The following is an 18,603-nucleotide window of genomic DNA, read 5'->3' as shown; positions in this document are numbered from 1 at the left end:
CGAAAGAGAAGCTTTTTTGTTCTTTCACTAGATAGAAAAGGAGATAAAATGCGAATTACGATTACAGAATGGGTTCATAAAGTTTTGGATTCATATATTTCGCCAGGGGATATTTGCATAGATGCGACCATGGGGAAGGGCAATGATACCTTATTTTTATGCAGGAAGACGGGAAATGAAGGAAAGGTTATAGCGTTCGATATTCAGGAGGAAGCACTAAACCTTACAAAGGAAAAACTTGAACGTAATTTGGTAGAGGCAAGACTGATTCAAGATGGGCATGAAAATATGGGAAACTATGCTGAACCAGAAACGGTGCAATGTATAATGTTTAATCTGGGATATCTGCCAGGAGGAGATCATAGTCTGGCAACAAAGGCAGAAAGCAGTATCCAGGCATTTCAGGAAGGATTTCGTCTGTTAAAGACAGGTGGAATCATGAGTATTTGTATTTACAGCGGAGGAGACAGTGGATTTGAGGAGAGGGATCAGGTATTGGAATTTTTGAAAAATCTTGACGACCGACAATATTTTATTGTGCGACAGGATTTCTGCAATAAATCAAATTGTCCTCCAATGCCCGTATTTATTATAAAATTATAAGAATAATGAGATGATATTTTTCATATATCAGATATGAGATACTCTCTCATCAAAAAATATGAAGGTGCTTTTTGATGATGGAAGAAAGGAAGAAATATGAAAAAAATCATTTCATTTTTTTTAGTTATTTTTTTAACATTTTTTACTGTTAATCCTGTTGATGCAGATGATATCAGATTATATGCCAAGTCTGCAATTTTGATGGAAGTAGAAACTGAGGAAATTATGTATGGAAAATCAGAAAAGGTGTTTATGCAAAACGCAAGCACAACAAAGATTATGACATGTATATATATACTGAATCACTGTAATATAAATGACTGGGCAAAGGTATCTTCCAACGCAGCATCCCAGCCCAGAGTCAGGCTTGGTGTGCATGCAGGAGAGAAATATAGAGTAAAAGATATGCTATATGGCATGATGCTGGAATCATTTAATGATTGTGCAGTAGTACTTGCAGAGTATGCTGCAGGAAGTGTTGAAAATTTTTCAAAGAAGATAAATAGGGAAGCCACTAAAATGGGAGCGAAATCTACACATTTTGTTACCCCTAATGGATTGGATGCATCTAATGCTGAAGGTGCTCATGGTACAACGGCATATGATCTTGCAATAATTATGAGTAAATGTATAAAAAATCAGAGTTTTTTAAATATTACAAGGAAGGAAAGTTATTCATTTCAAGATAGTTCTGGAAAAAGGGAATTCACCTGTGTGAATCATAATGCATTACTGCGATCCATGGATGGGGTAATATCCGGAAAGACCGGATATACATCAAAAGCTGGTTATTGTTATGTAGGCGCAGTGGAAAAAGATGGAATAAAAATGATTGTGGTAGTTTTAGGAAGTGGATGGCCGCCTCATAAAAGCTATAAATGGAGCGATGTGAAAAGTTTGATAAATTATGGAACAAGTCAATATGAATATAGAAATGTTAAACCGGATATTAGCAAAATAAGGAAGATTCCTGTGAATCATGGCACAAAAAAATATGTTTCCGTCAGACTATCTGAGGATGAAGTCAAACTTTTTCTCAGGAAAAAAGATAAAATTGAAATCAGCTGTAAAATCATACCAAGTATAGATGCTCCGATAAAAAAGGGAGATGTCATAGGAAAAATACAATATAATAAGAACAAAAAATGTGTTCATGAGACTATGATCATTTCAAGGGAAAATATAGCAGGAAAAGATTATTGGTGGTATTTTGGAGAATTATTGAAAGACTTTATGATATAAGCAGACAGGAAATAGTTCCTGTCTGTATTTTTTTTCTATGATGTGATAAGATAAACAACAAAGAAAATGGAAAGGAGACAAAAATGTTATTTTTAGAATATCCCAAATGTTCAACCTGTAAAAAAGCAAAGAAATGGTTAGATGAAAATGGAAAAGAATATGAAGATCGACATATTGTGGAAAACAATCCTACAGCAGAGGAATTAAAACAATGGCATCAAAAAAGCGGTTTGCCACTGAAACGTTTTTTTAATACCAGTGGAATGAGATATAGAGAGCTTCAGTTAAAGAATCGTCTGCCTGAAATGTCTGAAGAGGAGCAGTATGATCTTCTGGCATCAGATGGAATGCTGGTGAAGAGACCACTGGTTATTGGTGATCATTTTGTTTTAGTAGGATTTAAGGAAAAAGAATGGGAGGAATTTTTGTAATGGACAGAAAAAATGCATGGACAACTTATGAAGGAAAAGATCTGGTGGAATTAACTGCACTGGCAGAAGATTATAAGGACTTTTTATCCAATGGGAAGACAGAAAGAGAATGTGTAGATCAGTCTGTCATACTTGCCCGAAAGGCTGGATATAAAAATCTGGATCAATGTATTGATGAAGGAACTGTTTTGAAACCAGGAGATAAGGTTTATCGTACCTGGATGGAAAAAGCAATTATTTTGTTTCAATTAGGACAAGACTCAATGGAGTCAGGAATGAATATTTTAGGTGCTCATATTGATTCTCCGCGATTGGATCTGAAACAGAATCCTTTATACGAAGATACAGAAATGGCACTTCTTGATACGCACTATTATGGTGGTGTGAAAAAATATCAATGGGTAACACTTCCTATGGCATTGCATGGAGTTGTAGTGAAAAAAGACGGAACAAAAGTTTCTGTATGTATTGGTGAAAAAGATGATGAACCAGTAGTTGGAATTACAGATCTTTTGGTTCATTTATCCGCTAAACAGATGGAGAAAAAGGCTAGTGTTGTTGTAGAAGGTGAAGACTTAAATGTACTGATTGGAAGCAGGCCTGCAAAAGATGAAGAAAAAGATGCAGTGAAAAAACAGATACTTGATCTTTTAAAAGAAGAATATAACATTGAAGAAGATGATTTCCTATCAGCAGAAATCGAGGTAGTACCTGCTGGAAAAGCAAGGGATTTTGGATTGGATCGAAGCATGATTATGTCTTATGGACAGGATGACAGAGTCTGTGCTTATACATCTCTGGCAGCAATGTTAAATGTGGAAGCGCCAAAGAGAACCGCATGCTGTATTTTAGTAGATAAAGAAGAAATCGGAAGTGTGGGAGCAACAGGAATGCATTCCAGATTTTTTGAAAATACAGTAGCTGAAATTCTTGCACTAACTGGACAATACAATGATCTTTTATTGAGAAGGACATTACAACATTCTTTTATGCTTTCTTCAGATGTTAGTGCAGCCTTTGATCCTAATTATCCGAGTGTAATGGAAAAGAAAAATGCAGCATATTTCGGGAAAGGACTGGTGTTGAATAAATATACAGGAGCAAGAGGTAAATCTGGTTCTAATGATGCAAGTCCAGAGTATATTGCAAAACTTCGTAAAATATTTGATGATCAGAAAGTAGCATTCCAAACGGCAGAGTTAGGAAAAGTTGATGCTGGAGGAGGAGGAACTATTGCTTATATTCCGGCAGCTTATGGGATGAATGTCATTGACTGTGGAGTAGCAGTATTAAATATGCATGCCCCTTGGGAAATTACAAGTAAATCTGATATTTATGAAGTGAAAAAAGGATATGAAGCTTTTTTGAAAAAATGTGAATAGATTAGAACCAGTAATGCCGCCGATAGATTAACCGGCGGCATTGTCTGTTTTGTTATTTTGCAGGTACAATTTCAATCCAGTAACCATCAGGGTCATTGATAAAATAAATTCCCATATCAGGATTTTCATAACAGATACATTGCATTTCTTTATGTTTTGTATGAAGTTCATCGTAATTATCAACGGCCATAGCCAGATGAAATTCCTCATCTCCCAGATTATATGGTTCTTTACGGTCTTTTAGCCAGGTCAGTTCAAGACGAAAATCAGTAATACCATCTCCTAGATAAACAAGTTTGAAACTTCCGTCAGAAGCATTTTTTTCACGAACAGGAGTAAGATTTAATGCTTCTTTATAAAATTTCAGACTTTTCTCCAGGTCTAAAACATTAAAATTGAAATGATTGAATGTGATCATAAAGACCTCCTTTATAAAATATAATTTTTTTAAAATAATAATATCACACTGTTTAGTATTTACAAGTCCAAATTAGGAATATATAATAGATAAAGAAATTTGGATAAAAATTAATATGAAAGGAAGATATATGAGAGATTTTATTATACGAAGTAAAAAGATCTGCGCATTGCTATTAGCTTTGGTTATGGCATTTGGCTTGGTATTTGTCACTCCAAAGACTCAGGTTAAGGCGGCAACGAAATATTGGATCAAGGTTAATAAGCAGGCAAACGTAGCTACTGTTTATCAGTTGAAAAGCGGAAAATATAAACCGGTAAAAGCTTTTCTGGTATCTTGTGGAGGATCTAATACTCCTGCAGGAACATTTTATACACCTGCCAAGTATCGCTGGCATACATTGGATGGTCCAAGTTATGGACAATATTGTACAAGAATCCATGGAGGAATATTATTCCATTCTGTCTGGTATTATTCCCATAGTAAGGCAAGTCAGTCAACAGTAGAATTTAATAAACTTGGGACAACAGCATCTCATGGATGTGTCAGATTGTCTGTTATAGATGCCAAATGGATTTATGATCATTGTGCACTGGGAACTAAAGTTACCATTTACAGCAGCAAGAATCCAGGCCCTCTTGGAAAACCAAAAGGGATTAAAGTTTCAACTGCAAGAAAAATGTACTGGGATCCAACAGATCCGGATAAAAATAATCCATACAATAAGCTGAAACCATCTATAACCATTTCTAAGAAAAAGAAAAAGACGGTTCAATATGGAGAAAAATACAGCATCAAGTCAGGTGTTACTGCAAAACAGAAGAACAAAGTTAGTTTAACAAGTAAAATCAAGTATTCTGTTAAAAAGTACAGCAGCAAGCAAAAGAAATATGTAAAAGCGAAATTCTCTACAAAGAGTCTTGGAACTTACAAGATTACATATAAAGTTACCAGCAAGGGTGGAACCACAGTATACAAAGACTTTAAAGTAAAAGTTGTAGATACGCGAGCTCCTATCATTACAGCTAAGAACCGTACACTTACGATTGGAAAGACGGTTCCAACCAATGCAGTATCTGGAGTTACAGCAAAACAGAGAAGCGGTGCATCAAGAACCGGTGCAATGAGCATTTATATTAAAACCCCAGGTGCTTCTAAGTACACAAAATTCTCTTCTTATAGTAAGGCAAAGGCTTATCAATTTAAGAAAGCAGGAAATTATTATATTAAGTACAAAGTAACCAATAAGTATAAGACTTCTGTTTATGCAGAGAAAACAATTAAAGTGGTTGTTAAATATGCTAATGCAACGCTGAATATAGAGAACCCAACAGTTTTTTATGATCAGGGATCAGTCTTACCTACAGTGGACGAAATAAAGCAGGATGCGGGAATTACAGCGTATGATTATGATGGAAAAACAAGTTTATATGGTAAAGTTACTATTTCTGATTTAGAATTATTATCTGACAAAATGAATATTCCTGGATCATATGAAGTGACAGTTTGTGTTACGGGATTAAATAAAGTTAAGATATCTAAAAAAATCAAAATCAGAATTGATATTAAGAAATCAGAACCGGTAACAGAACAACCGACAACAACGGAACAGACTGAAACAACGACAGCAGCAGAATAAAGAAAACAGGGACGTAATGCTTTAAGATTACGTCCTTTTTTCAATATTTTCCATGCCGTGCAGTTGACACATATTTTCAATATGATAAAATAAATTAGTTAGAAAAACTTATCAAAGCGATCAGACGTTTTTGAATAAATATATTACGGCTAGGAGGAACAAAAGTATGGCAACACCTTATAATCATAAGGCAATCGAACAAAAATGGAGAAAACGCTGGGAAGAAAATCCTGTTAATGTAAATGATGGGAAAAAACCTAAATATTATTGTCTGGATATGTTTCCATATCCATCAGGAAGCGGACTTCATGTAGGTCACTGGAGAGGATATGTAATCAGTGATGTATGGAGCCGTTACAAATTATTAAACGGTTATTACATTATTCATCCAATGGGATGGGATGCATTCGGACTTCCGGCAGAAAACTATGCAATCAAGATGGGAACCCACCCTCGTATTTCCACAGAAGCAAATATTAAAAATATCAAGCGTCAGATTAATGAAATCGCAGCTATTTATGACTGGGATATGGAAGTAAATACAACAGATCCTGATTTCTATAAATGGACACAGTGGATTTTCGTAAAGATGTTTAAAAAAGGTCTGGCATATGAAAAACAGATGCCAATCAACTGGTGCCCTTCATGTAAGACAGGTCTTGCAAATGAAGAAGTAGTCAATGGAAAATGTGAACGTTGTGGAGCAGATGTAACAAAGAAGAATTTAAGACAGTGGATGTTAAAGATTACTGCTTATGCAGATCGTCTGTTAGAAGATCTTAATAAACTTGACTGGCCGGAAAAAGTTAAAAAAATGCAGGCTGAATGGATTGGAAAGAGCCACGGTGCAGAAGTTGATTTTAAAGTTGATGGAACTGATGAGACAATCACAGTTTATACAACACGTCCAGATACATTACATGGTGCAACTTTTATGGTATTAGCTCCAGAACATGAACTTGCAAAAGGTCTGGCAACAGAAGAAACAAAAGATGCAGTTGAAGAATATATTTATCAGGCATCATTAAAATCTTCTGTAGATCGTATGCAGGATAAAGAAAAAACAGGTGTATTTACAGGAAGTTATGCTATCAATCCAATCAATGGAAAGAAAGTACCAATCTGGTTATCCGATTATGTACTGGCTGATTACGGTACAGGAGCAATCATGTGTGTACCTGCCCATGATGATCGTGACTTTGAATTTGCGAAAAAATTTGATATTCCGATTATTCAGGTTATTTCCAAAGATGGAAAAGAAATTGAAAATATGGAAGCAGCATATACAGATGCGTCTGGTGTAATGATCAATTCCGGTGAATGGAACGGAAGAGAATCAGCAGAACTGAAGGAAGAAGCTCCTGAAATTATCGAAGAAATGGGTGTTGGAAGAAAGACTACAAACTACAAGCTTCGTGACTGGGTATTCAGCCGTCAGCGTTACTGGGGTGAACCAATTCCGATTGTTCATTGTCCTGATTGTGGTGCGGTACCTGTACCAGAAGAAGAACTGCCTCTGGAATTACCAGAAGTTGAAAAATATGAACCAACAGGAACAGGAGAATCTCCGTTGGCAGATATTGAAGAATGGGTAAACTGTAAATGTCCTGTATGTGGCAAACCAGCGAAAAGAGAAACAAATACAATGCCTCAGTGGGCAGGATCTTCATGGTATTTCTTGAGATATATTGATAATAAGAATAATGAAGAATTAGTATCAAGAGAAAAAGCAGACAAGTATCTGCCGGTTGATATGTATATCGGTGGAGTTGAGCATGCAGTTTTACATCTTCTGTATTCAAGATTCTATACAAAGTTCCTGTATGATATTGGAGTTGTAGATTTTGATGAACCATTCCACAAATTATTTAATCAGGGAATGATTACTGGTAAGAATGGTATTAAGATGAGTAAATCCAAGGGTAATGTTGTGTCACCTGATGATCTGGTAAGAGATTACGGATGTGATTCATTACGTATGTATGAATTATTTGTGGGACCACCAGAACTGGATGCAGAATGGGACGAAAGAGGTATTGATGGTGTATATCGTTTCCTGACAAAATTCTATAAACTGGTAATGGATCAGAAAGACAAAGAAGTTACTGAAGATAAAGAACTGATCAAGGAACGTAACAAACTGATTTATGATATTACAACACGTTTAGATAACTTCAGCCTGAATACTGTTGTCAGTGGATTTATGGAACATACAAATACAATGACAGCAATGGCTAAGAAGAATGGAATTGATAAAGAAACTCTGGAAGCAGCTATTGTGCTTCTGGCACCATTTGCTCCTCATATTGCAGAAGAATTATGGGAGGCAATGGGACATGAAGAAAGCGTATTCGCTCAAACATGGCCAACATATGATGAAGAAGCAATGAAAGACGATGAAATTGAAATAGCTATTCAGATAAATGGAAAAGCCAGAGGAAAAGTTACTATTGGTGTAGATGAAGCAAAAGATTCTGTTCTTGCCAAAGCAAAAGAAGCTCTTGGAGATAAAATTACCGGAAATATCGTGAAAGAAATCTATGTACCAGGACGAATTGTAAATATTGTTGTAAAATAGAAAAAGTAAAAGACAGCACAGATATTTAATATTAATTGTCTGCGCTGTCTTTAAATTTTATTATCTTAAAATATAGGATTTTACTATGCCTCCTACTGGATTATATGATAAAGTTTCATCATAGAAATTAATAAATTGTTCCAGTTTAGCTGCAACAAATTTCTGTAAAATATCTGCAGAAGTAATATGTGATAAAAAATCAATCTGATCAAATGCTCGGCGGTATAATTCCTCTCCTCCGGTGAAATAGAAATCCGTTTTGGATCCGATGCGTTCAGCATAGTAGTTATATCCAATCTGATGATGTTCTATTCGATATTCACCTGCACGGATTTTACGTCCGATCAGAAAATTTACAGGATCTTTATTGGATGGATTGGTGCCCATTTTTATTAATAGTGTTTGAAAAAAATTCATATCAAGAGTGTGTTTCTGGTTTAAATAATCATAAACCAGATCTTCGATATTGATTTTTGTTGAAAAAAGTTTTGTAGAATTCTGAACCAGAATCTGGTTAGAACCAAATGTGACAGCAACTCCATTGGTAAAAGGAAATAGTTTTTCAGGATTTCGATTGATATCTTCTACTAACTTACCGTTATCTTCAATGGATGCTTTAGAATCTGCAACTGCAACTAATCCATCTTTAGCTTTAAAAATACCTGTAAATGACATAAGTTATTGTCTCCGTTTCTTTTGAATACATATTGAAAGTATACACTTGAGATTTGTTCTTTTCAAGAGAAACAATAGGATTGACCTGATTGAGAGTTAAAAGGATTTTATGATAAAATAGAAAACAAAAGAAAAAGAAAGAAGGGATTCATATGTGGTTTATATTTGCACTTATGTCTGCAATATTTGCAGCATTGACTTCGATTCTTGCCAAGGTTGGAATTGATGGTGTGAATTCTAATCTTGCAACAGCAGTTCGGACTGTTGTAGTTGTTATCATGGCATGGGGAATGGTTTTTCTGACCAATACACAGGGTGGAATTATGGGAATAAGTAGAAAAAGCTGGATATTTTTAATATTGTCCGGTCTGGCTACAGGCTCATCATGGCTGTGTTATTATAAGGCTTTACAGATTGGAGCAGCATCTAAGGTGGTAGCAGTTGATAAATTTAGTGTTGTGATTACACTGATTATGGCTGTTGTATTCTTACATGAGCAATTTACGTTAAAGTCATGTTTGGGAGCAATCTTAATTACTGCAGGAACATTGTTAATGATTATTTAAAATCTTATGTAGAAATGAGGAAATATAATGTATACATTTGAAAGCAGGATTCGATATAGTGAATTAGATCCATCAGGGAAATTATCGGTACCGGGAGTATTTAATTATTTTCAGGATTGCAGCTCTTTTCAGTCAGAAGAGCTGGGCGTAGGAGTGGATTATCTGGAACAAAAAGGAAAAACATGGGTGTTAAATGCATGGCAGGTTGTAATCAGGCAGTTGCCTTTGGAGTGTGATATTGTCAAGGTAAGTACATGGGCATCAGGATTTAATAAATTTCATGCCACAAGAAATTTTACACTAAAAACAAAAAATGGAGAAATACTGGCTTATGCCAATTCTATTTGGGTCTATGTGGATATGAAAACAGGAAGACCGGAAATTCCTTCTAAAGAAGAGGTTAATATATATCAGCCGGAAAAACCACTGGAAATGGATTATCAGTCCAGAAAGATTAAACTGCCAAAAGAATGGGAAAAACGAGAACCGTTAAGAGTTCAAAGGGACTGGATAGATAGTAATCATCATGTAAATAATAATGAGTATATTAAAATTGCATGTAATGAAATATCTGTAGAAGAAAAATACAGCCAGATTCGTGTGGAATATAAGAAGCAGGCGTTGGAAGGGGATGTTATATACCCTAAAACTGCAAAAGAAGATGGAAGAATAGTTGTAGCTTTATGTGATGAAAACGGAAAACCATATGCAGTAGTAGAATATCAATAAGGAATATATAAGCAGCGTTCAGGCAGAGGACTGTCTTGAATTCTGCTTTTTTTGTGCTTATAATAAAAAACGACAGAAAAAGCAATGGACCAAAAGGAGAAAACGATGGAGAAAAGAAAAATCACGATTTTAGGAGCTGGACATGTAGGAACCCACTGTGCATCAAGCTTAATGTTTAGAGGGCTTGCTGATGAAATTGTATTTATTGATACAGATGTTAAAAAGTCAGAAAGTCAGGCGCTGGATTTAAATGATATGGGGGCATGTTTAACAACAAAAACCATTGTGCGAGCCGGAAATTATGAGGATTTAGAGGATTCTCAGATTCTTGTCAATGCAGTTGGAAGAAGCCGTCGTCCCGGAGAAACAAGGTTGGATATGTTTGGTGACTCCATGGAACGCTTAAAAGATATTATTCCTAAAATAAAAGATGTGTCATTTAAAGGTATTCTGATCAGTATTACCAATCCGGCAGATGTGGTTGGAGAGTGCCTCAGAAAAAAACTCCATATGGAACGTTTTCGATGTTTTAGTACCGGGACCAGTTTGGACAGCCTTCGAATAAAACGAATTTTGGAGGAAAAAACAGGATATGATCGTAATTCCATTAGTGCTTTTTGTATGGGAGAACATGGAGATTCTCAGATGGTGCCACTATCTCATGTAACCATTGGAGGGAAACCATTTTATAAACTTATGGAAGAACATCCGGATACGATTGGTAAGATAACTTTGGAGGATCTTCAGCAGCAGGTACGTGAAGCGGGGATGACGGTTATTGAAGGGAAAAAGAGTACAGAATTTGGAATCGGCATTGCTTTTTGTGAAATTGTAAATGCTATTTTTCATGACCAGAAAAGAATCTGGCCATTATCTGTTCATTTGGAGGGCGAATATGGACAAAGAGATGTGGCAGCAGGTGTACCTGCAGTCATTGGAAGAAATGGTATTGAAGAAATTATTGAAATTGAATTAAATTCCAGTGAAAAGAAGGAATTTAATCACTCCTGTGATGTAGTTCGAGGGTATCTTTCACAGGCTGAATTGTTACTAGAATAAAGGAGGATTTCAAATGATTCAGGAAATTTCTTTAAAAGGGAAAAAGGCTCTGATTACTGGAGGAGCCACAGGGATTGGTTTCGCTATCGCAGAACAGATGTATGATGCAGGAGCTGATATTGTTATTGTAGGTCGCAGAGAAGAAAAATTGAAAGAAGCGTCTGCAAAACTTGGAGAACGATGTAGCTGGCATAAATTTGATGTAACTAATACAAAACAGCATGAAGAGTTTATTGAGATGGTGGAAAAAATATCAGCGATTGATATTCTTGTAAATAATGCCGGAATCAATATTAAAAAAGATTATTTTGATTTTAAATCAGAAGAATTCGATACGGTAGTTGAAACTCAGGCAAAAGCACCATTTATGTTATCACAAACAGTGGCAAAGCATATGAAAGAAAGAAGATCAGGGTGTATTATTTTTATTTCTTCTTTGGCTGCTATTCTTGGTATGCATCAGATACAGGCATATACTGTTTGTAAAAGTGGAATGAAAGGATTAGCCAGAAGTCTAGCACGTGATTTGGGTCCTTATGGTATTCGCGTGAATAGTCTGAATCCTGGCTTTGTATATACAGACATGCTGAAAAATACAAATTTAAAAACTCCAGAACGATTGAAAGAAATTGAAGACCGCACTCCGATGCGAGGTTTTACCCAGGAAAAGGATCTTGGTATGGCGGCGGCATTTCTGGCATCGGATGCAGCCAGGTTTATTACAGGAATTGATTTGGTTGTGGATGGAGGAATTAGCAGTTCTTTTTTGATTTAATCTACATAATAAAATTTCGAAGCATATCGATGCGTTGCTGTTCCTGAGGACTCATATTTGATTTCAGCGCATCGATGATGATGGCAGTTTCTTCATTTGTAAAAGACAGTCCTTGTTCAGACATGCGGCTGGAGGCAGCCATTAAATCAGGGAGAATCGTTTCCAGAGATTTTCCCTGACATTGTTTTATCAGAAGTTCCATAATTTCCAGTTTTCTTGGATCGATTTGTTTTAATGCCGGATGATTTTTCCATGATTGATTCATCATAATATAAACTCCTTTTATTTATTTAGAATTTGATTTAACTGGTCCATAAAATCTGTATTGGAAGACTTTTGTGTAGAAGAATTTGGAGTAGATGTGTTTCCAGACATTAGCATTGGCATAAGTTTGGAAAGAATGTCATTATCCTGATTAGATGACAGAGATGATGCCAAATTAGGATTGGAGTTAACAAAATTCTGATAGGTTTGATAAACTTTCATCAATTGCATCATTTGAAGCAATTGATCAATTTGAGCAGCAGTTTCTTTAGGTGCCCTTAATTTCATGGCGTTTAAAATCATCTCTATGGATGCATTGTTTTGATCCAGACCACAGGCAGATAAGGTTTGCTGATTATCAAATTCACTGGTGATCTTTAAAAGTTCGGTTAATTTGATATAGATAGCTGCTGTCTTTTTTAAACTGGAAGGAAGATAAGGAAGGGCGTCTTCCAGCATATTTGAAGAGTCATTTCGGAAAAAATGATCCCATGACTTGTTTTTTTGATCCATTTTTGTCACAACCTTAGGTTTTTCTCTCATATCCTATAGTATTAGGAGGTGAGAAAAAATATGAGTGAAATTTTTGTAGAAGAGGAAAATACAGTTTATGAGATGGATGAAGAATGTTTAAGAAAAAAACATCAGGAGATAGAGAGACAGAAAAAGAGCAGAAATAGTAACTGTAAATGTCAAAGTATAGAGAAATCTTCATGGTTAGTTTTACTGATTATTATTTTATGTTTTAGATAAATATTTCAGTCGGAGAAAATCTCCGACTGTTTTCAATTTCAAATCAGAGATTTTCTGATGAAATGCAAGGATATTGTTAAAAAGGAAAGGTGCCACCTGTTGGTGACACCCTTTTGTTAGTTTACTGCAGAAATTAGCATCCGCATCCACATCCATGTGAACTTCCAAAACCATTACCGCAGCAGCAGAGAAGGATGATGATCCAGATGATATTATCGCATCCGCATCCATCTCCTCCAAAGCCATCTCCGCATCCTCCACAGCAGAAAAGCAGGATGATCAAAAGAAGACATCCGTTTCCTCCGAATCCTGAACTACAGGAGCTTCCACAGCCGGTTGCAGCTAAATCACTCATGTTAAATCCTCCTAGATTTATTTACAGTTTATATTATTCGGAAAGGAAAAAGATGTGAATCCTTTTGTGAGTGTGCTATAATTCATTAAGTATATGAGAATTGGAAAATGGGAGGAGGAAGTTAATGGAATCCCTTATAGTTGATAAACTATTACAAAATATTAAGGAAAGACCGACATTGGTACATTGTATTACAAATTATGTTACAGCAAATGATGTGGCAAATGTTATCTTGGCCATTGGGGCATCCCCGATTATGGCGGAAGATATTCACGAGGTGGAAGAGATCACTGAGCATTGCACGTCTTTGGTTCTTAATATGGGTACGTTAAATAAAAATAAATTAGAAGCAATGATACTTGCCGGTAAAAGGGCAAATGTTCTGGGTCATCCTGTGATACTGGATCCTGTGGGAGCCGGAGCTTCGAAATTTCGGAGAGAAGCTGTACAAAGATTACTAAAAGAAGTAAAATTTTCAGTGATTCGAGGGAATGTTTCAGAAATTAAAACAGTGTGTGAAGGAACTGGAACTGCTTTAGGAGTAGATGTAAGTCAGGTAGATGCAACAGATGAAAAAAATATAGATGATCTGATTCACATTGGAAGAAAGTTATCAAAAGAAACTAATGCGGTGATTGTGGTTACTGGAGCTGTGGATTTAGTGGTAAATAAGGATAAGGCAGTAGTAATTTATAATGGAACCCCGGAAATGGCAAGGATTACCGGCACAGGATGTATGATGGATGGAATTCTGGGCAGTTTTGCAGGGGCAAATCAGGAGTATGTTTTTGAGGCTGCCGTAACATCTGTTATTACAATGGGGGTCAGTGGAGAATACGCACAGAAAAAAAGTAAAGGAACATCATCATTTCGAATGAATCTGATCGATGAAATAAGTAACATCACATCAAAAAAAATAGAAAGAGGTAATAAAATTGAAAGTAAATTCTGAAACAATGACTTTGTATGCTGTGACAGATGCAGCATGGACAGGTGATCAGACATTAATTGAACAGGTAAGAGAAGCACTTGAAGGAGGTATTTCTTTTCTGCAGCTTAGAGAAAAAAAACTGTCAGAAGAAGATTTTCTGAAAGAGGCGGTAGAAATCAAAAAACTTGCCGATCAGTATAAGGTTCCTTTCGTTATAAATGATAATATAGAAATAGCAAGAAAAGTTAATGCAGATGGAGTCCATGTGGGACAGGATGATATGCCAGTGGAAGAAGTAAGGAAATTATTAGGTGAAAATAAGATTATTGGAGTTTCAGCCCATAATGTGGAAGAAGCTATGAAAGCCGAAGAAGGTGGTGCAGATTATCTTGGTGTCGGAGCTGTTTGTGCAACGTCAACGAAAAGTGAGGCAACCGTTGTTACAATGGAAGAAATGAGTAAAATTTGTCAGTCGGTATCTATTCCAGTTGTTGCAATTGGTGGAATTAATAAAGATACGATTATGAAGTTAAAAGGAACAGGTGTAGATGGAGTGGCTGTTGTTTCTGGTATTTTCGGTGCAAAGAATATTAGAAAAGCTGCAAAAGAATTGTTAGAAATCACAAAAGAGATGAAATTAAAAGAAAAAAATATGTAAAAGATTCATATTTAAATTCATGGAAATTCGTGATATACTAAATAATTGTGTTATAAAGAAATGTTGAAGGATAAATTTAACAGGAGGATAAACCAATGATAAATTGGATGACAGGAGATGTCTTATCTATTACGGCTTTTATTGGAGTACTTGTTGCATTTGTAATGACTTGTATTTTAACATCAAAATTAAATAATTATTTACCAAAAGATATTGGACGAGATTTTGCCCACAACGGAAAATTATCTGCAGGAAAACCAAGAGGCGCAGGCATTATTTTTGTTTCTGTGTTTACAGTAGCAGCTCTTTTATTCGGAGAAATATCACCGGAAACAGTTATTTACCTGTTGCTTGTTTTTGTTGAAATGTTCACAGGTTTTATGGATGATGCAGCAGATGAGCCATGGAATGAATATAAAAAAGGAATTCTTGACTTTATGGTTGCGGCAGTTGTTGCATTAAATTATATTCATTTTAATGGTACCAGAATTGAAATTGCTACACTTGACATAGATGTGGTTCTTCATCCGGTAGTGTTTTTTGTTTTAACCATTATACTCGTGTGGGGGGCAATTAATGTAACCAATTGCTCCGATGGGGTAGATGGACTTTCTGGAACACTGACTATTATCACATTGATGACAATTTATGTGGTAAATGAAGTAACATTGAAACCACAGGGACTTTATTCAGAATTTTCTTATATAATATTATTATTTGTGGTTTGTATTCTTGGATATCTTTGGTACAATGCTACACCAAGTAAATTAATGATGGGAGATGCAGGTTCCCGTGCCATGGGAATTTTTATCAGTATTGCAGTTTTAAAAACAGGAAGTCCATTCCTGTTTCTGCTGGTAGCGGCGGTTCTGATTGTTGATGGTGGTCTTGGCTTAATTAAGGTAGCACTTCTTCGATTTTTAAAGATACATATTTTTAAGAATACGACTATGCCATTACATGATCATGTAAGGAAAACAATCGGGTGGTCTAATACACAGACTGTATTCCGTTTTGCTATTATTCAGATTGTTATTTCAATTGCAACAGTATATATGCTGATTATTTAATATTGGCAGAATCTGAATTTTCATAAAGAATTATAATAAAAAACACACGGTTTAAGTAAAACATCCAGAATAATTTTTTGAAGGATGATTACCTGTAGATCGTGTGCTTTTTTGTTCTGGACTTTTCTAATTTAAACTTTTATGTTATAATAACTAGAAACATTGCATTTTACCACAGGAGGAGAGAGACATGATTCAGTTATATTCAGAAGGTGCATATCTTGTAAATGGAACAACACTTGTAAAAGAGTCCGAAAAAGAACAGTTAAATCAGATTTTAGGAAATATTCCTGCAAAAGAAGAAGCAGCAAAGAACACAATTGCCTATGGCATTTTAAAAGATCATAATACATCGGGAAATATGGAAAAGCTTCAGATTAAGTTTGATAAGCTTACATCTCATGACATTACATTTGTAGGTATTATTCAGACTGCTAGAGCTTCAGGAATTGAAAAGTTCCCTGTTCCTTATGTATTAACAAACTGTCACAACAGCCTTTGTGCCGTTGGAGGTACTATTAATGAAGATGACCATATGTTTGGTCTGACAGCGGCTAAAAAATACGGTGGAATGTATGTGCCACCTCATCAGGCAGTTATTCATCAGTTTGCAAGAGAAATGCTTGCAGGCGGAGGTAAGATGATTCTTGGTTCTGACAGTCATACCCGTTATGGTGCTCTTGGTACAATGGCTATGGGTGAAGGTGGACCGGAACTGGTAAAACAGCTCTTAAACAGAACATATGATATCAATATGCCAGGCGTTGTTGGTATTTATCTGAAAGGTAAACCTGTAAAAGGTGTTGGACCTCAGGACGTTGCTCTTGCCATTATCGGTGCTGTATTCGAAAAAGGATATGTGAACAACAAGGTCATGGAATTTGTTGGACCTGGAGTTTCAAACTTAAGTGCCGATTTCCGTATTGGCGTGGATGTTATGACAACAGAAACAACATGTCTTTCTTCTATTTGGAGAACAGATGATGTGATTAAAGAATTTTATGAGATTCATGGTCGTGAAGAGGAATATAAAGAATTAAATCCTGGTTCTGTTGCATACTATGATGGAATCGTAGAAGTTGACCTGGATAAAGTAAAACCTATGATTGCTATGCCGTTCCATCCTAGTAATACATATACAATCGAAGAAGTGAATGCAAATCTGGAGGATATTCTTGCAGATGTTGAAAAACGTGCATTAGTCAGTCTGGATGGAGCAGTAGATTACTCTCTTCAGAGTAAGATTCGTGATGGAAAATTATACGTTGATCAGGGAATTATTGCAGGATGTGCCGGTGGTGGATATGAAAATATCTGTGCTGCAGCTAATATTCTGAAAGGTGCAAGTATCGGATCCAATGAATTTACATTAAGCGTTTATCCGGCAAGTACTCCTATTTATATGGAACTGGTTAAGAATGGAGCAGTTGCAGATCTTATGGCTACAGGAGCTATTGTAAAAACAGCATTCTGCGGACCATGCTTTGGAGCTGGAGATACTCCTGCAAATAATGCATTTAGTATCCGTCATTCTACAAGAAACTTCCCTAACAGAGAAGGATCTAAACTTCAGAGTGGACAAATTTCGTCTGTTGCATTGATGGATGCTCGTTCTATTGCGGCAACAGCAGCAAATCAGGGATATTTAACACCAGCTACAGATATTGAAGCAAGCGATTTTATTCCAAAATACCATTTTGATAAAACAATTTATGAAAATCGTGTATTTGACAGTAAAGGTGTTGCGGATCCATCTGTTGAAATTCAGTTTGGACCAAATATCAAAGACTGGCCGGAAATGTCTGCTTTGCCGGAAAATATGCTGTTAAAGGTTGTTTCTGAGATTCACGATCCTGTTACAACAACAGATGAACTGATTCCATCAGGAGAAACATCTTCTTATCGTTCAAATCCTTTGGGGCTTGCAGAATTTGCATTATCCAGAAAAGATCCTGCATATGTAGGTTTGGCAAAAGAAGTGCAGACTGCACAGAAAGCCATTGAAGCAGGAAAATGTCCGGCAGAAGTATTCCCTGAAGTAAAAGATATTATGGCAGCAGTAACAGAAAAATATCCGGATGTGGATAATACAAATCTGGGTATTGGAAGTACGATCTTTGCAGTAAAACCGGGAGATGGTTCTGCTCGTGAGCAGGCAGCATCCTGCCAGAAAGTATTAGGCGGATGGGCTAATATTGCAAATGAATATGCAACAAAGAGATATCGTTCAAATCTGATCAACTGGGGAATGGTTCCATTTACCATTGAGAGAGGAGAACTTCCGTTTAAGAACAAAGATTATATCTTTATTCCTGAAATTAAGAAAGCAATCGAAGATAAATTGACAGAAATTCCTGCTTTTGTAGTAAATGAAGGAATGAAAGAAATTACTTTGACACTCGGTGAATTAACCGATGATGAAAGAGAAATCATCCTGAAAGGATGTTTGATAAACTATTATAGAGATTAAGGAGT

The 18,603-nt window shown here is 35.9% G+C and carries 20 protein-coding genes; 15 read left to right on the top strand and 5 right to left on the bottom strand.

Annotated elements, in window-relative coordinates; all coding sequences use genetic code 11:
- Positions 1-48: 48 nt before the first annotated feature.
- From BHF70_RS03180 to BHF70_RS03165, 4 genes are all read left to right on the top strand, one after another.
- A complete protein-coding gene (locus BHF70_RS03180; RefSeq protein ID WP_075758920.1) occupies positions 49-603 on the top strand; it encodes a class I SAM-dependent methyltransferase in 555 nt (184 codons plus the stop codon).
- 96 nt (positions 604-699) lie between these two features.
- Complete coding sequence (locus BHF70_RS03175; RefSeq protein ID WP_075758919.1) at positions 700-1,845, top strand: D-alanyl-D-alanine carboxypeptidase family protein; 1,146 nt, start codon at positions 700-702, stop codon at positions 1,843-1,845.
- A gap of 83 nt (positions 1,846-1,928) precedes the next feature.
- Entirely contained in the window at positions 1,929-2,276 is a 348-nt protein-coding gene (locus BHF70_RS03170) for an arsenate reductase family protein (RefSeq protein ID WP_075758918.1), read from the top strand.
- Positions 2,276-3,658, top strand: a complete 1,383-nt coding sequence (locus BHF70_RS03165; RefSeq protein WP_075760504.1) for an aminopeptidase — start codon at positions 2,276-2,278, stop codon at positions 3,656-3,658. Before BHF70_RS03170 ends, BHF70_RS03165 begins: the two co-directional genes overlap by 1 nt.
- 52 nt (positions 3,659-3,710) lie before the next feature.
- On the opposite strand, the gene BHF70_RS03160 is transcribed toward BHF70_RS03165, so the two are convergent.
- Entirely contained in the window at positions 3,711-4,076 is a 366-nt protein-coding gene (locus BHF70_RS03160; protein ID WP_075758917.1) for a VOC family protein, read from the bottom strand.
- 130 nt (positions 4,077-4,206) lie between these two features.
- Between BHF70_RS03160 and BHF70_RS03155 the strand changes: the two genes are divergently transcribed.
- Both BHF70_RS03155 and leuS read left to right on the top strand, forming a co-directional pair.
- Positions 4,207-5,715 (top strand): L,D-transpeptidase, encoded by a 1,509-nt coding sequence (locus BHF70_RS03155; protein WP_083638262.1) that lies wholly within the window; start codon positions 4,207-4,209, stop codon positions 5,713-5,715.
- A 166-nt stretch (positions 5,716-5,881) separates the two neighbouring features.
- Entirely contained in the window at positions 5,882-8,293 is a 2,412-nt protein-coding gene (gene leuS / locus BHF70_RS03150) for a leucine--tRNA ligase (protein WP_075758915.1), read from the top strand.
- Between the two features lie 60 nt (positions 8,294-8,353).
- Here leuS and BHF70_RS03145 read toward each other — a convergent pair whose 3' ends face one another.
- Entirely contained in the window at positions 8,354-8,968 is a 615-nt protein-coding gene (locus BHF70_RS03145; protein WP_075758914.1) for a hypothetical protein, read from the bottom strand.
- A 152-nt stretch (positions 8,969-9,120) separates the two neighbouring features.
- Between BHF70_RS03145 and BHF70_RS03140 the strand changes: the two genes are divergently transcribed.
- From BHF70_RS03140 to BHF70_RS03125, 4 genes are all read left to right on the top strand, one after another.
- The gene (locus BHF70_RS03140) at positions 9,121-9,534 is read left to right on the top strand and encodes an EamA family transporter (protein ID WP_075758913.1); all 414 of its coding nucleotides are present in this window, start codon (positions 9,121-9,123) and stop codon (positions 9,532-9,534) included.
- A gap of 27 nt (positions 9,535-9,561) precedes the next feature.
- The gene (locus BHF70_RS03135; protein ID WP_075758912.1) at positions 9,562-10,263 is read left to right on the top strand and encodes an acyl-[acyl-carrier-protein] thioesterase; all 702 of its coding nucleotides are present in this window, start codon (positions 9,562-9,564) and stop codon (positions 10,261-10,263) included.
- Positions 10,264-10,368: 105 nt separating this feature from the next.
- Positions 10,369-11,322, top strand: coding sequence for an L-lactate dehydrogenase (locus tag BHF70_RS03130; protein WP_075758911.1), 954 nt, complete (start codon positions 10,369-10,371; stop codon positions 11,320-11,322).
- Positions 11,323-11,335: 13 nt separating this feature from the next.
- A complete protein-coding gene (locus BHF70_RS03125; RefSeq protein WP_075758910.1) occupies positions 11,336-12,097 on the top strand; it encodes an SDR family NAD(P)-dependent oxidoreductase in 762 nt (253 codons plus the stop codon).
- A gap of 1 nt (position 12,098) precedes the next feature.
- On the opposite strand, the gene BHF70_RS03120 is transcribed toward BHF70_RS03125, so the two are convergent.
- The gene (locus BHF70_RS03120) at positions 12,099-12,365 is read right to left on the bottom strand and encodes a hypothetical protein (protein WP_230973573.1); all 267 of its coding nucleotides are present in this window, start codon (positions 12,363-12,365) and stop codon (positions 12,099-12,101) included.
- A gap of 14 nt (positions 12,366-12,379) precedes the next feature.
- The gene (locus tag BHF70_RS03115; RefSeq protein ID WP_242946300.1) at positions 12,380-12,874 is read right to left on the bottom strand and encodes a hypothetical protein; all 495 of its coding nucleotides are present in this window, start codon (positions 12,872-12,874) and stop codon (positions 12,380-12,382) included.
- Between the two features lie 60 nt (positions 12,875-12,934).
- Here BHF70_RS03115 and BHF70_RS03110 point away from each other — a divergent pair, with 60 nt between their 5' ends.
- Positions 12,935-13,114 (top strand): hypothetical protein, encoded by a 180-nt coding sequence (locus BHF70_RS03110; RefSeq protein WP_075758908.1) that lies wholly within the window; start codon positions 12,935-12,937, stop codon positions 13,112-13,114.
- A 133-nt stretch (positions 13,115-13,247) separates the two neighbouring features.
- Here BHF70_RS03110 and BHF70_RS03105 read toward each other — a convergent pair whose 3' ends face one another.
- Complete coding sequence (locus BHF70_RS03105) at positions 13,248-13,469, bottom strand: chorion class high-cysteine HCB protein 13 (RefSeq protein WP_075758907.1); 222 nt, start codon at positions 13,467-13,469, stop codon at positions 13,248-13,250.
- Between the two features lie 124 nt (positions 13,470-13,593).
- Between BHF70_RS03105 and thiM the strand changes: the two genes are divergently transcribed.
- From thiM to BHF70_RS03085, 4 genes are all read left to right on the top strand, one after another.
- On the top strand, positions 13,594-14,421 hold the full coding sequence (gene thiM, locus BHF70_RS03100; RefSeq protein WP_083638259.1) for a hydroxyethylthiazole kinase: 828 nt from the start codon (positions 13,594-13,596) through the stop codon (positions 14,419-14,421).
- A complete protein-coding gene (thiE, locus tag BHF70_RS03095; protein ID WP_075758906.1) occupies positions 14,405-15,058 on the top strand; it encodes a thiamine phosphate synthase in 654 nt (217 codons plus the stop codon). Before thiM ends, thiE begins: the two co-directional genes overlap by 17 nt.
- Before the next feature lie 95 nt (positions 15,059-15,153).
- Positions 15,154-16,128, top strand: coding sequence for a phospho-N-acetylmuramoyl-pentapeptide-transferase (locus BHF70_RS03090; RefSeq protein WP_075758905.1), 975 nt, complete (start codon positions 15,154-15,156; stop codon positions 16,126-16,128).
- Positions 16,129-16,318: 190 nt separating this feature from the next.
- A complete protein-coding gene (locus tag BHF70_RS03085) occupies positions 16,319-18,598 on the top strand; it encodes a hydratase (RefSeq protein WP_075758904.1) in 2,280 nt (759 codons plus the stop codon).
- Positions 18,599-18,603: the final 5 nt, after the last annotated feature.

This window comes from Anaerostipes sp. 494a, from assembly GCF_001940315.1.
Taxonomy (GTDB): Bacteria; Bacillota; Clostridia; order Lachnospirales; family Lachnospiraceae; genus Anaerostipes; species Anaerostipes faecalis.
The sequence above is the reverse complement of the archived record's forward strand: the minus strand, read 5'-3'. Positions and strand labels throughout refer to the sequence as shown.